The 12460-nt window shown below is 71.0% G+C and carries 13 protein-coding genes; 9 read left to right on the forward strand and 4 right to left on the reverse strand.

The genetic code is table 11. The features are described 5' to 3' along the window. Nucleotides 1-3: 3 nt before the first annotated feature. Nucleotides 4-849: a DUF1707 SHOCT-like domain-containing protein gene (locus tag G5C60_RS33300; RefSeq protein WP_165264745.1), complete on the forward strand. Its 846-nt coding sequence runs from the start codon at nt 4-6 to the stop codon at nt 847-849. A gap of 91 nt (nt 850-940) precedes the next feature. Here G5C60_RS33300 and G5C60_RS33305 read toward each other — a convergent pair whose 3' ends face one another. Next, on the reverse strand, nt 941-2278 hold the full coding sequence (locus G5C60_RS33305) for an SGNH/GDSL hydrolase family protein (protein ID WP_165264746.1): 1338 nt from the start codon (nt 2276-2278) through the stop codon (nt 941-943). Between the two features lie 231 nt (nt 2279-2509). Between G5C60_RS33305 and G5C60_RS33310 the strand changes: the two genes are divergently transcribed. Beyond that, nucleotides 2510-3865, forward strand: coding sequence for a DUF445 domain-containing protein (locus tag G5C60_RS33310; RefSeq protein WP_165264747.1), 1356 nt, complete (start codon nt 2510-2512; stop codon nt 3863-3865). Nucleotides 3866-3917: 52 nt separating this feature from the next. Next, on the forward strand, nt 3918-5450 hold the full coding sequence (locus G5C60_RS33315; RefSeq protein WP_165264748.1) for an MFS transporter: 1533 nt from the start codon (nt 3918-3920) through the stop codon (nt 5448-5450). Nucleotides 5451-5555: 105 nt separating this feature from the next. Here G5C60_RS33315 and G5C60_RS33320 read toward each other — a convergent pair whose 3' ends face one another. Beyond that, complete coding sequence (locus G5C60_RS33320; protein ID WP_165264749.1) at nt 5556-6830, reverse strand: MFS transporter; 1275 nt, start codon at nt 6828-6830, stop codon at nt 5556-5558. Nucleotides 6831-6901: 71 nt separating this feature from the next. Between G5C60_RS33320 and G5C60_RS33325 the strand changes: the two genes are divergently transcribed. Together G5C60_RS33325 and G5C60_RS33330 are read left to right on the forward strand one after the other, a co-directional pair. Then, a complete protein-coding gene (locus G5C60_RS33325) occupies nt 6902-7933 on the forward strand; it encodes a GlxA family transcriptional regulator (RefSeq protein ID WP_241267269.1) in 1032 nt (343 codons plus the stop codon). A gap of 48 nt (nt 7934-7981) precedes the next feature. Beyond that, entirely contained in the window at nt 7982-8476 is a 495-nt protein-coding gene (locus G5C60_RS33330; RefSeq protein WP_241267270.1) for a hypothetical protein, read from the forward strand. A gap of 5 nt (nt 8477-8481) precedes the next feature. Here the strand turns inward: G5C60_RS33330 and G5C60_RS33335 are convergent, their stop codons facing one another. After that, nucleotides 8482-9003 (reverse strand): protease, encoded by a 522-nt coding sequence (locus tag G5C60_RS33335; protein WP_165264751.1) that lies wholly within the window; start codon nt 9001-9003, stop codon nt 8482-8484. A 114-nt stretch (nt 9004-9117) separates the two neighbouring features. Here G5C60_RS33335 and G5C60_RS33340 point away from each other — a divergent pair, with 114 nt between their 5' ends. After that, complete coding sequence (locus G5C60_RS33340) at nt 9118-10098, forward strand: GlxA family transcriptional regulator (RefSeq protein ID WP_165264752.1); 981 nt, start codon at nt 9118-9120, stop codon at nt 10096-10098. A gap of 22 nt (nt 10099-10120) precedes the next feature. Here G5C60_RS33340 and G5C60_RS33345 read toward each other — a convergent pair whose 3' ends face one another. Next, nucleotides 10121-10423: a hypothetical protein gene (locus G5C60_RS33345; protein ID WP_165264753.1), complete on the reverse strand. Its 303-nt coding sequence runs from the start codon at nt 10421-10423 to the stop codon at nt 10121-10123. A 217-nt stretch (nt 10424-10640) separates the two neighbouring features. Here G5C60_RS33345 and G5C60_RS33350 point away from each other — a divergent pair, with 217 nt between their 5' ends. The 3 genes from G5C60_RS33350 to G5C60_RS33360 all read left to right on the forward strand — a co-directional run bounded on the left by G5C60_RS33350 (nt 10641) and on the right by G5C60_RS33360 (nt 12441). Beyond that, entirely contained in the window at nt 10641-11060 is a 420-nt protein-coding gene (locus G5C60_RS33350; protein WP_165264759.1) for an Hsp20/alpha crystallin family protein, read from the forward strand. Nucleotides 11061-11193: 133 nt separating this feature from the next. Further along, nucleotides 11194-11748, forward strand: a complete 555-nt coding sequence (locus tag G5C60_RS33355) for a DUF2267 domain-containing protein (protein ID WP_241267271.1) — start codon at nt 11194-11196, stop codon at nt 11746-11748. A 75-nt stretch (nt 11749-11823) separates the two neighbouring features. Then, complete coding sequence (locus G5C60_RS33360) at nt 11824-12441, forward strand: HEAT repeat domain-containing protein (RefSeq protein ID WP_165264754.1); 618 nt, start codon at nt 11824-11826, stop codon at nt 12439-12441. Nucleotides 12442-12460: the final 19 nt, after the last annotated feature.

Here is a 12460-nt window from a genome sequence, read left to right on the forward strand (position 1 = left end):
TATATGACCGAAGAGCTCCCCGAACTCCGGGCGTCAGACACCGACCGTGAACGAGTCGCCGAAGTGCTCAGGGACGCCCTCGCGGAGGGGCGCCTCGACATGGAGGAGTTCGAGGAACGGCTCGACGCGACGTACAAGGCCCGTACGTACGGGGAACTCGCGCCGATCACCCGCGATCTCCCCGTGGCCGGCGTGACGCCGCCTTCTCCCGTGTCGATGGTCAAGCAGCCCGCCGAGTCCGGCGACTGGGCCCGCCGGATCGTCGGCGGGGAGGGAACCTCCGAGTGGGGCGTCGCGGTCATGTCGGGGTTCGAGCGCAAGGGGCGCTGGACCGTGCCGAAGCGCTTCGACTCCGTCGCGATCATGGGCGGCGGCACCATCGACCTGCGCGAGGCGGACTTCGCGGACCGCGAGGTCGTCATCAACTGCGTCGCGATCATGGGCGGCATAGACGTCATCGTGCCGCCCGGCGTCGAGGTCGTCGTCCGCGGCATCGGCATCATGGGCGGTTTCGATCACCTCGGGGAGCATGTACGGGGCGATCCCGGCGCCCCGCGCGTGATCGTCACGGGCTTCGCCTTCTGGGGCGGCGTCGGCGTCTCACGCAAGCTCACCAGGGCGGAGCGGCTGCGCGTCAAGGAGGCGCGGCGCCAGGAGAAGCTGGAGCGGAAGGCCTCCCGGCGGGGGGAGCTGGAGGGTGACTCCGCGCATCGGGATGCGCTGGACCAGGCGCGTTCCATCCACCGGGATGCGATGGAGCAGCATCGGGAGCTGATGCGGGAGCATCGGGAGGAGCGGCGGCGGGCGCGGCACGAGGATCGCGACGAGCGGCGTCGCGGGCGGGACTGAGCTCCGCTGGAAGGCCGTTCGAAGCTGCGGGTGCGTCGTGGCTGGTCGCGCAGTTCCCCGCGCCCCTAACGGGGCGCCCCGTCAGGGGCGCTCACAGCTCTGCCGGAGCCGACCCCTTCAGTATGTCCAGGTCGAAGGCCTCGGCCATTTCCTCGTAACCCCTGTCGCTCGGGTGCAGGTGGTCGCCCGAGTCGTACTCGGAGCCCAGGCGGCGGGGGTTGTAGGGGTCGCGGAGTGCCTCGTCGAAGTCGACGTAGTCGTCGAAGACCTTGTCGGAGCGGATCTGGGCGTTGACGGCCTGGCGGGTGGCTTCGAGGTGGGGGCGGTAGCCGCGGTGGCCCTGGAAGGGCATGAGGGTCGCGCCGATGACCCGCAGGCCGCGGTTGTGGGCCAGCCGTGTCACCTCGCGCAGACCGTCGACGATCTTGTCGGCGTCGGTCTGGTGCGGGGTGCGCAGGATGTCGTTGACGCCGAGGGCGACGACGACGGCCCTGACGTTGGTGCGGCCGAGGACGTCGCGGTCGAAGCGGGACAGGCCGCTGGGGTTCCCGGCGGGGCGGCCCAGGCCGCCGGCCAGCAAGCGGTTGCCGCTGATGCCCTGGTTGACGACGCTGTAGCGGGGCCCGGCCGAGTTGTCGCCGCCTGGGCCGGTGTCGCGCAGCCGGTCGGCGAGGGCGTCCGTCCAGCGCCGGTTCTCGCCCATGCTGGAGGTCACGCCGTCGGTGAGGGAGTCGCCGATCACGACGATGGTGCCCTCGGTCTCGTTGCTGAGCACGTCCACGGCCGTCAGATAGCGCCAGTAGGGCGTCCGCGCGGTGTACGGGGTACCGGTCACGTCCTCCGTGTGGTCGCCCTGTGCCGCGTAGGAGATCTGCCGCGCCGTCGGGTGGTAGGTGACGGGTCCGGACGGCGTGGGCGAGTACGTGGTCACCAGGATGTCGGTGTCGTGCGGGATCAGCAGCCGTACGGCATCGCTGACCACCTGCTGCCCGGGCGGGACGATCACCGAGGGATTGCCGCCGAAGGTGAGGCGGCGCATGGTGTCGGCGGCCGCGGCGGCGTTGTTCGCCGTGTCCGCCACGGCGATCGACGCGTGGGTGATGTTGAGCGGCTGCTGCCCGTACAGGTTCGAGAGCGTGATGCGCGCCGCGGTGCCTCCCACGCCCGCGTGCACGACATTGCGTACGGAATGGCCGGCCAGGCCGTTCGTCTCCGTGCCCGGCTCGGCGCCGGCCGGGGCCGCCGACCAGGCGCCGACCCAGATGCCGGAGGACGCGGGAGCCGCCGAGTTGTGCGGCGTACGGCCGGTGGCGAGCGTGTCCTGGGCCTCGCCGTCGTCGAAACCGACCCCGACGTATATGGCGGCGGAAATGGCCACGATCATGGCCACGACCGCGGATAGCAGGGCATAACCGTGACGCTTGGTCATGCGGTGCGTGTCTCCTCGAGCAGTGGGAGCCCGAGGCTCCGGTGTGATGACCCCATGATGAGGCATGGCACGGGAGGTGTCAGACCGGCCCCCCAGCCCGTCTCCGGCCCCCCGACCGGACAGACGCCGGGAACTCCTGTTCCGTTCCAGGAGTAGGTCAGGAAGAGGGCAGGATCACTGGGCGCGCAGGAAAGGGACAATGGGTACGGGTTCTGCGAACGGGTGGAGTGGATGGAACGTACGAAAGCGGATGAAACAGATCTCATAGGGCAGAGTGCCCGGCCGGTCGGGGTCGGTAACCGGGCCGGGTCCAGTAACCGGGCCATGGGGTACTACAGCCCTGCCGACGAGGAGAAGCGCCGCGGCGTCCGCCGGATGAAGACCACGGCCACGGGCCTGCTGGTCCTGGTCGCCGTCATCTACGTACTGGCCAAGTGGGCGTCCCACGAGGGCGCCGGTGTCTGGGCCGGGTATGTCGCGGCGGCCGCCGAGGCGGGCATGGTCGGCGCGCTCGCCGACTGGTTCGCCGTCACCGCCCTCTTCCGCCACCCCCTCGGCCTGCCCATCCCGCACACCGCGATCATCCCGACGAAGAAGGACCAGCTCGGTATCTCGCTGGGCGAGTTCGTCGGCGAGAACTTCCTGTCGCGGGAGGTCGTACGGCTACGCCTGCGCGCCGTGGGCATCGGCAGCCGCCTGGGCGCCTGGCTCGCCCATCCGGAGCACGCCGACCGGGTGACCGCGGAATTGTCCACCGCACTGCGGGGCGCCCTGGCGGTGCTGCGTGACTCCGATGTGCAGGCCATCGTCGGGGAGGCCATCAACCGGCGGGCCGACTCGGCGGAGATCGCCCCGCGCATCGGGAAGATGCTGGAAGGCGTCGTCGCGGAAGGCGGCCACAAACGGGCCGTCGACCTGATCTGCGTACGGGCCCACGACTGGCTGGTCCTCCACAACGACCAGGTGATGGACGCCGTGCAGGGCGGCGCTCCCGGCTGGACCCCGCGGTTCGTCGACAAGCGGGTCGGCGAGCGCGTCTACAAGGAACTGCTGCGCTTCGTCACCGAGATGCGCGACATGCCCGCGCACCCGGCCCGCGGCGCCCTCGACCGCTTCCTCACCGACTTCGCCGCCGACCTGCAGTCCGACACCGACACCCGCGGGCGTGTGGAGAACCTGAAGCGCGAGGTCCTCGGCCGTGGCGAGGTGCAGGACATCATCGCCTCCGCCTGGTCCTCCGTACGGCAGATGATCGTGTCCGCCGCCGAGGACGAGCGCAGCGAACTGCGGCTGCGGGTGCGGGCGTCGCTGCTGTCGCTCGGCGCGCGGATGTCCACCGAGCCGAATCTCCAGTCGAAGATCGACGGCTGGGTCGAGGACGCGGCGGTGTACGTGGTGACGACGTACCGGGACGAGATCACCTCCCTCATCACGGACACCGTCGCGAGCTGGGACCCGGAGCACACCACCAAGAAGATCGAGGCGCACATCGGCCGGGACCTTCAGTTCATCCGGATCAACGGCACGGTGGTGGGCTCGCTGGCGGGTCTTGTCATCTACGCGGTGTCGCGGGCAGTGGGAGCGTAATCCCTCGGCTGTCGGGGACCCGTTCCGGGTTCGCTCGACGAGGAGGGAGCCCATGTCCGCGACCGAGCCGCAGTCCGGAACCGGCACAGGCATTGGTACAGGTGCAGGCACAGGCACTGGCACCGGTGCCGGTGCCTGTGCCGGTACCGATACAGTCACCACCGCCATCCCCGCCCGCCTCGATCGGCTGCCCTGGTCGCGCTGGCACTGGATGGTGGTGATCGGCCTCGGCACGGTATGGATCCTGGACGGGCTCGAAGTCACCGTCGTCGGCAACATCGCCGGCCGCCTCTCCGAGGAGGGCAGCGGCCTGCCGATCTCCTCCGCGCAGGTCACGGGCATCGCGGCCGCGCTCTATGTCGCCGGGGCCTGTTTAGGCGCCCTGTTCTGGGGCCGGCTCACGGACCGCTTCGGCCGCAAGAAACTGTTCATGATCACGCTCGCGGTCTACCTGGGGGCCACGGCCCTGACGGCCGTCTCCTTCCACTCCTGGTGGTTCTTCGCCTTCCGCTTCCTCACCGGCTTCGGCATCGGCGGCGAGTACGCGGCGATCAACTCCGCGATCGACGAGCTGATCCCGGCCCACTACCGCGGCCGCGTCGACGTGATCATCAACGGCAGCTTCTGGCTGGGCGCGATCGGCGGCTCGCTGCTGTCGATCGTCGCGCTGAACACGGACCTGTTCGCCGTCAACGTCGGCTGGCGCCTCACCTTCGCCCTCGGCGTCGTCCTCGGCCTGGTCATCCTCCTCGTACGCCGCAACGTCCCGGAGAGCCCGCGCTGGCTGCTGATCCACGGCCGGGAGGAGGAGGCCGAGCGGGTCGTCTCCCAGGTGGAGGAGCAGGTCGCCGCGGAGCACGCCGACCGCGAACTCCCGCGCCCCGCAGGTGAGATCACCATCCGCCAACGCCAGAGCATCGGCTTCCTCACGATCGCCCGTACGGTCTTCTCCCAGTACCGTCGACGCGCCGTCCTCGGCTTCTCCCTCTTCATCGGCCAGGCGTTCCTCTACAACGCGATCACCTTCGGCTTCGGCGCGATCCTCACCACGTTCTTCGACGTCTCGACCTCCGACACCGGCTACTACTTCGCCGTCATCGCGGCCGGCAACTTCCTGGGCCCGCTCCTGCTCGGCAAGCTCTTCGACACCGTCGGCCGCCGGGTGATGATCTCGTCGACGTACCTGCTCTCGGGTCTGCTGCTGTTCGGCACGGCCTGGCTCTTCGACCAGGGCTCGCTGAGCGCGACGACCCTGACGGCCTGTTGGTGCGTGGTGCTGTTCTTCGCCTCGGCGGGCGCGTCGAGCGCATACCTCACGGTCTCCGAGGTCTTCCCCATGGAGACCCGCGCCATGGCGATTGCCTTCTTCTACGCCATCGGCACCGCGGCCGGCGGCATCAGCGGCCCCCTGCTCTTCGCCAAGCTGACCGAGACGGGCGTCGTCGCCGACACCGTCCTCGCCTTCCAGATCGGCGCGGCCCTGATGTGCGCGGCGGGCCTTGTCGCGGCGGCGCTCGCGATCAGGGCGGAACGCCGGTCGCTGGAGGACATCGCGCGGCCGCTGACGGCGATGGCGCTCCGCTGAGGGGCGGTTCGAATGAAGGGGCGGTTCGGCGGTTCGAAGCCTGCGGGTTCGTTGTGGCTGGTCGCGCAGTTCCCCGCGCCCCTAAAGGAAGGCCTGCGGCCTCCTTTAGGGGCGCGGTAGCGCAACCGCCTGTTCCGGCCGCCTCACCGTGAGGGCCATCAGTGCGCCCGTCGCGCACAGTGCCCCCGCCGCCACCCACACGAAGTCGTACGAACCGAAGGCGTCGCGGGCTGCGCCGCCGAGGAAGGCGACGAGGCCGGCGCCCAGTTGGTGGGCGGCGTTGATCCAGCCGAAGACGACCGGTGCGTCGGAGCCGTAGTGCGCGCGGCACAGGGCGAGGGTCGGCGGGACCGTCGCCACGTCGAGCAGACCGAAGACGATGACGAAGGTGACGATCGGCGGCCCGACGGTCGCGGTGAGCAGCAGCGGCAGCGCGAGGAGGGTGAGGCCGCGCAGGGCGTAGTACGTGGCCAGCAGGCGGCGCGCGTCGAGGCGGTCGGTCAGCAGGCCGGAACCGACCGTCCCGGCCACGTTGAAGATCCCGATGAGCGACAGCAGCGAGGCGGCGACGGTCACCGGCATCCCGTGGTCGTGCGCGGCGGGTGCGAAGTGCGTCCACATGACGCCGTTGGTGGACGCCCCGCAGACGGCGAAGGTACCCGCGAGGAGCCAGAAGGGTGCCGTACGGGCGGAGTCGGCGAGGACGCGGAAGGCTCGCCGGGCGGCCCCCGGCACGGGCGCGGGCTTGGGCACGAACTCCTTTGCCCCGTAAGGCGGTTGCCCCACGTCCGCCGGATGGTCCCGCAGCAGCAGCCATACGAGGGGCAGGGCGCCCGTCGCCGCCACGGCCAGGGCGAGCGCGGCGGCACGCCAGCCGTACGCGTCGATCACCTCCGACAGCACCGGCAGGAACACGAACTGCCCCACCACGCTCGCCGCCGTCAGCAGCCCCGTGACCAGCCCGCGCCGCGCCACGAACCACCGCTCGGTGACCGTCGCCGCGAACGCCGTCGCCGTGGCGCCCGTGCCGAGGCCCACGAACACGCCCCAGTACAGGAGGAATTGGGCGGACGCCGTCATGGTCGTGGTCAGCCCCGCGCCCGCCGCGACGAGGGCGAGAGCGGTCGCCGCGACCCGCCGCATCCCGAACCGGTCCATCAGCGCGGCCGCGAACGGCGCCGTCGCCCCGTACAGCGCCATGTTCACGAACGTCCCGAGCCCGATCGCGCCCCGCGACCACCCGAACTCCTCGTGCAGCGGCCCGACGAGCAGCCCCGCGAGGGTGGTGAAGGCGCCGGCGGTGACGATGGCGAGGGCGGCGGCGGTGGCGACGATCCATGGGGTGCGGGTTGAGGGTCGGGTGGTTGTGTTCGTGGTCATGGCGTCGACCCTCCGTTTTCGGGGACGCCGCGACGAGTGGCCAGATGGCCATGATGTGCAAGAATCTGGCCATGGTGGTGGCAGAAGGTGCACCGGTGGCAGGCGCAACGCACCGAGTGGCCGTCCTCGTCCGGGACGGCGTCCTGCCGATGGAACTGGGCCTGGCCCACCAGCTGTTCGGCAACGCGACCTCACGTTCGGGGCAGCCGCTCTACACGCTCCTGACCTGCGCCGTCACGCCCGGCATGGTCCGTACTGACGCGGACTTCCCGATCTACGCGCCCCACGGCCCGGAGGCCCTCGCGACCGCCGACACGGTGATCGTCCCGTCGTCGCACGAGGAGGACGAGTACCTGAAGCCCGGCGGCCTGAGCGCGGAGCTGGCCGAAGCGATGGACCGTGCTCGTGGCGCGCGTATCGCCTCCATCTGCACAGGCGCGTTCGTCCTCGCCGCGGCCGGACTCCTTGACGGGCTGCGGGCGACCACGCACTGGCTGTCGACTGACCTCTTCGCCCGGACGTTCCCCGCGGTGGGCGTGGACCCCGATGTCCTGTACGTCGACGAGGGCCGCGTACTGACCTCCGCGGGCGAGGCGGCCGGCATCGACCTGTGCCTGCACATGATCCGCCGGGACCACGGCGCGGCGGTCGCGGCGGACGTCGCCCGCCGTACGGTCGTACCGCCGCACCGGGAGGGCGGCCAGGCGCAGTACATCCAACGCCCTGTTCCGGACGGGCAGTTGACGGGCTCGGGCGCGGGCTCGACCACCTCCGCCTCACGCGCCTGGGCGCTGGCCAGGCTGGGCGACCCGCTGACCCTGCGCGACCTGGCCGCGCGGGACGCGATGAGTGTCCGTACGTACAGCCGCCGCTTCCGCGAGGAGACCGGCCTCACGCCCATGCAGTGGATCACCCAGCGCCGCGTCGACCGGGCGCGTGAGCTGCTGGAACAGACCGACCACACCGTCGACCGCATCGCGGCGGAGGCGGGCTTCGGCACGGGCGCGTCCCTGCGGCAGCACTTCCACGCGGCGCTGGGGGTGTCGCCGGGGGCGTACCGGGCGACGTTCAGGGGATCGGTAGCGGGGCCTAGGGGCAACTGAGTACGCGTACTCTGTCGGCCGCGTGCACGGCGGGGAACCCTCGGACCCATGACCGACATGACCGAGAAGCTGACCGCGAAGACCGCGAAGCTGCTGGAACCCCTGTCGAAGCGCCCCACGGCGGAACGCTGGCTGACCCGCGCGCTGGGTGTCGCCCTGTCCGCGACGGCCTACCTCCTCTGTATGCCCTGGGACCTGCGCAACCGCCCCGCCTCACCGGGCTCCACGAGCGAGACGACCCCGGTGACCGGCCTCGGCGTCGCGATCCTCGCCGTGAGCCTGCTCCTCCTGGCCGCCTACTTCGGCCACCGCGACGCCTTCGCCTGGCCCGTTCTCCTGGTGGCGATGCCCCCGGTGGCGCTCATGTACGCCTCCTTCCAGGCCCACCCCGAACAGGACGCGTCGATGTGGCCCCTGGCCTTCGGGTTCTTCACGCTGGTGATCAGCGCCGGGGTACTGATCGCGGCGTCGGTGGCGCGCCAGTTCCGGGCGGCCGGGGAGGACTCGGACTCGGCGGACTGGTTGATCCTCGCCCATCGCTAGGAGCGTCAGGCCCCTGTAGTGGAACCCGGGCGGACGATCATGAGGATCGTGACGGTCGCCCAGAGAAGGTTGAAGATGCCGGTGGACATGGCCAGTTGAGCGGCGGCGCGGGTGTCCGGGGCCGTCTTGGTGGCCTGGGCGTGCTCGGCGCCCTTGCCGACGGTGTCAGCTCCGCCGGTCCCGCCGGCCTCCGCCGCCTCGAGGAGCGCCGTCTGCCGAGGCAGCACCACGGCGATGAGGACGGCGGCCGCGAGTCCGGTCAGGGCGATCGAGACGATCAGCCAGGCATCTCCGAGTACACCCATGTTGCTTGCCGTGGCGAACCCGAAGACCGGGACGACGACGCCGACGGTGGCGTACACCCGGCAGATCCGGTGCAGCAGCCGTACGGTCTCCACCGCTCGCGGATCGCCCGGCTCGGCGAGGGCCCGGCGCACGCTGGGCGGGAACATGCTGGCGGCCACGGTCACGGGCCCGATCGCGACGATCGCGGCGATGACGTGCACGGCGAGAAGAAACTTGGTCACGGAGGGACGTTAGGCGGCGTACGGGACCGTCGAGAAGTGGCGGGATTGCCAGGGGTCAACGGATTCTCGCCAGGCATTGCCGGGCATTGCCAGGCTCCTGGCTACTCTTTCGCCATGCACACGATGGCCGTACTCGCCCTCGACCAGGTCATCCCCTTCGACCTCTCCGCCCCGATCGACACGTTCTCGCGCGCCCGGCTGCCGGACGGCCGGAACGCCTACCGGGTGCGGGTCTGCGCGGCGCAGGAGGAGGTGAACGCGGTCCCGGTGGCGGAGGCGGTAAGCACGGTCTCGTTCACGCTGCGGGCGCCGTACGGCCTGGAGGCCCTGGCCGAGGCCGACACGATCATCCTGCCCGGCACCGCCGACCCCACCGTCCCGCTGCCGCCCGAGGTGGCGGAGGCGTTGCGCGCGGCCGCCGCGAACGGCACCCGTATCGCCTCCGTCTGCGTGGGCGCGTTCATCCTCGCCGCGACCGGCCTCCTGGACGGGTTGCGGGCGACCACGCACTGGGTCGCCGCCCCGTATCTGGCGGACATGTACCCGGAGGTGGAGGTCGACGCCAACGTCCTCTACGTGGACAACGGCCAGTTCCTCACCTCGGCGGGCTCCGCCGCCGCGCTCGACATGTGCCTGCACATGATCCGCAAGGACTACGGCTCGGCCGTCGCCGCGGACGCGGCCCGCCTCTCGGTCATGCCGCTCGAACGGGAGGGCGGGCAGGCCCAGTTCATCGTCCACCCGCAGCCCCCGGCCCCGGCCGGCGCCACGATGGAACCCCTCCTGCGCTGGCTGGACGAGCACGCCGACCAGGACCTGACCCTGGACGACATCGCCGCCCACGCGGGCACCAGCGCCCGTACCCTCAACCGCCGCTTCCGCGAACAGACCGGTACGACGCCCTTGCAGTGGCTGCACCGGGCACGGGTCCGCCGCGCCCAGCACCTCCTGGAGACCACGACGCACCCCGTCGAACGGATCGCGGCACAGGCGGGTTTCGGCTCCCCGACGGCGTTCCGGGACCGCTTCAAGAGGGTCGTGGGTACGAGTCCGCAGGCGTACCGGAGGGTGTTCCGGGCCCCAACCGCAGGCTAGGCCCAGCCGGACTCAACCGGGCTCAGCTCCGGCGGTCGGCGACCGCCCAGGAGGCCAGCGCGACGGCCCCGGCCGCCCCGAACACCGCGGGCCAGGCCCCCACCTTCTTGGCCAGCGGATGAGAACCGGCGAAGGCGGCGACATACGCGGCGCTCAGCGCCCCCGCGGCCTTCCCGCCCGCCTGCTGCCGCCACTGCTGCGCGGCCGCGGCTCCGGCGACGGCGAGCACGGCCCCGCCGAGCTGCCGCTTCTTGGTCCAGCGAGCGACCCCGTACCCGCCGATGAGCCCACTCGCCGCCACCGCCGCGGCCGGTACCTTCGCCATCACTGCCTCCTGCGAACTGCGTACGTCGGGAGCTGCGTACGTCGCACCGAGGCTAGCCGAGGCCAATGATTCGGAGAGGAGCAGGTCGAGGGCTGAGTCGGGGGCTGAATCAGAGGACTGAGTCGGGGCTTGTCAACTTTTCTCCATGGAGTTATATAAGAAGCCGTAGGGCATCGCACCCGGCATCGCATGAACCGCAAGAAAGGAGCGACCCGTGATGCTCATGCGCACCGACCCCTTCCGTGAGTTCGACCGCCTCGCGCAGCAGGTCTTCGGCGCCTCCGCACGTCCCGCGGCGATGCAGATGGACGCCTACCGCTCCGGTGACGACGTCATCGTCCACTTCGACCTCCCCGGCATCGACCCGGAGTCGATCGACCTGGACGTCGAGAGGAACGTGCTGAACGTACGCGCCGAGCGCCGTTCCCCCGCTCCCGAGGGCGCGGACGTGATCGCCGCCGAGCGCCCCACCGGCACGTTCACGCGCGAGCTGTTCCTCGGCGACACCCTCGACACGGAGCGCATCGACGCCTCGTACGACGTCGGCGTCCTGACGCTGCGCATCCCCGTGGCCGAGCAGGCCAAGCCGCGCCGGATCGAGATCTCCGGCGGCAGCCGCAAGCAGCTCGACAGCTGACGGAGTTCAACAGCCGACGGAGCTCAACAACGGAGCTCAACAACCGACGGCCACCGTGCCGTACCGCCCCGCGGGCCCGCCCGCGGGGCGAGGCCGGCCCATGCCCTGAGACCGAAACGGAGGAGAACGCGCGATGAGAAGCGGGGCGAGCACGACGACCATGACGGCCTCGACGGCCATGACGACCGGGACCGGCGTGACGGCCATGACGACCGGGACCGGCGTGACAACTGTCCCGAGCGCGCGGAGTACTGGTACTGGTACCGGTACGAGTGCGACGAGCTGGGCCAGCCTGATAGACGCCGTACGGGAAGCCGGCCAGTACACCACCGTGGCGGAGGCGGAACGCGTCACCCGTATCGTGCTGTCCGCTCTCGGCGGCCACGTGATCGGCGACGAACGCGTCGACCTCGCGCGCCGGCTGCCCGAGGAGGCCGCGCGAGTCATCGCCTCCCAGATACCGGCCACCCGGCAGCTGACCGCCGCCGAGTTCGTGGACAACGTCGCCGCCCGCATCGAGGGAGCCACCCCGGCCACGGCCCGATGGGACGTCAGCTCCGTCCTGAGCGTCCTCGCGTCGACTGTGGGCGACGACCTCGTGGTCCGCGTGCTGAGGCAACTCCCACCCGGGTACGCCCTGTTGTTCGGCCGAGCGGAACTCGCCCCCCTCTCGTCCTCTGCCCTGTAAATGAGTTGTCGGCGCCGAATGTGCGCGCGCAGACTCGACGGGAGCGAGCGGATGGGGGAAGGGGAGGTGGAGCGCATGCCGACAACCGACTCACCCACGGAAGCACTTGCCGACGTACGGACAGACGTACGGACAGGCGTACCGACAGACGCGCTGGCAGACGTACGGGCAGACGCCCTGGTCCACGCGCTGGGCAGCGAGCCCCGGCGCCCCGAGGCCTTCCGCGAACTGCTGCGCCACGGCCACGCCGCCGTACCCGCCATCCGCCGGGGCCTGCGCCACCCCCACCCCCGCGTACGCGAACAGTGCTGCAACCTGCTGGACCACCTCGTCGTCGCGGAGGCCATGGACGACCTGATCGCCATGCTCGACGACCCGGTTGCCCAAGTCCGGTACGCCACCCTGCATGCCCTGTCCTGCGACCGCTGCAAGACGGACACATGCCGCCCCGACAGCGCGGTGGTCCTCCCGCGCGGCATCCGGCTGCTGCACCATGACCCCGACGCCCACGTGCGGTCCATGGCCGCGGAACTGGTCGGCCGCTGGGTGCACACCCACCCCGAAGCGGCCGACGCCCTCACCCGCACCCGCGACGCCGACCCGTCCCCGGCGGTCCGGAAGAAGGCGAGCTGGTACGCCCCCGGGGGACCCATCCACCGCCGTACGGCGCCGCAACCGGCCCGGCGGCGATGACACCCCTGTCTCTTATACA

Source organism: Streptomyces scabichelini, from assembly GCF_011045015.1.
Lineage (GTDB): Bacteria > Actinomycetota > Actinomycetes > Streptomycetales > Streptomycetaceae > Streptomyces > Streptomyces scabichelini.

Excerpts from the sequence above, each read along its gene's own strand:
- G5C60_RS33300 (WP_165264745.1), top strand. The coding sequence starts at position 4 with ATGACCGAAGAGCTCCCCGAACTCCGGGCGTCAGACACCGACCGTGAA.
- G5C60_RS33305 (WP_165264746.1), bottom strand. The coding sequence starts at position 2,278 with ATGACCAAGCGTCACGGTTATGCCCTGCTATCCGCGGTCGTGGCCATG.
- G5C60_RS33310 (WP_165264747.1), top strand. The coding sequence starts at position 2,510 with ATGGAACGTACGAAAGCGGATGAAACAGATCTCATAGGGCAGAGTGCC.
- G5C60_RS33315 (WP_165264748.1), top strand. The coding sequence starts at position 3,918 with ATGTCCGCGACCGAGCCGCAGTCCGGAACCGGCACAGGCATTGGTACA.
- G5C60_RS33320 (WP_165264749.1), bottom strand. The coding sequence starts at position 6,830 with ATGACCACGAACACAACCACCCGACCCTCAACCCGCACCCCATGGATC.
- G5C60_RS33325 (WP_241267269.1), top strand. The coding sequence starts at position 6,902 with ATGGTGGTGGCAGAAGGTGCACCGGTGGCAGGCGCAACGCACCGAGTG.
- G5C60_RS33330 (WP_241267270.1), top strand. The coding sequence starts at position 7,982 with ATGACCGACATGACCGAGAAGCTGACCGCGAAGACCGCGAAGCTGCTG.
- G5C60_RS33340 (WP_165264752.1), top strand. The coding sequence starts at position 9,118 with ATGCACACGATGGCCGTACTCGCCCTCGACCAGGTCATCCCCTTCGAC.
- G5C60_RS33345 (WP_165264753.1), bottom strand. The coding sequence starts at position 10,423 with ATGGCGAAGGTACCGGCCGCGGCGGTGGCGGCGAGTGGGCTCATCGGC.
- G5C60_RS33350 (WP_165264759.1), top strand. The coding sequence starts at position 10,641 with ATGCTCATGCGCACCGACCCCTTCCGTGAGTTCGACCGCCTCGCGCAG.
- G5C60_RS33355 (WP_241267271.1), top strand. The coding sequence starts at position 11,194 with ATGAGAAGCGGGGCGAGCACGACGACCATGACGGCCTCGACGGCCATG.
- G5C60_RS33360 (WP_165264754.1), top strand. The coding sequence starts at position 11,824 with ATGCCGACAACCGACTCACCCACGGAAGCACTTGCCGACGTACGGACA.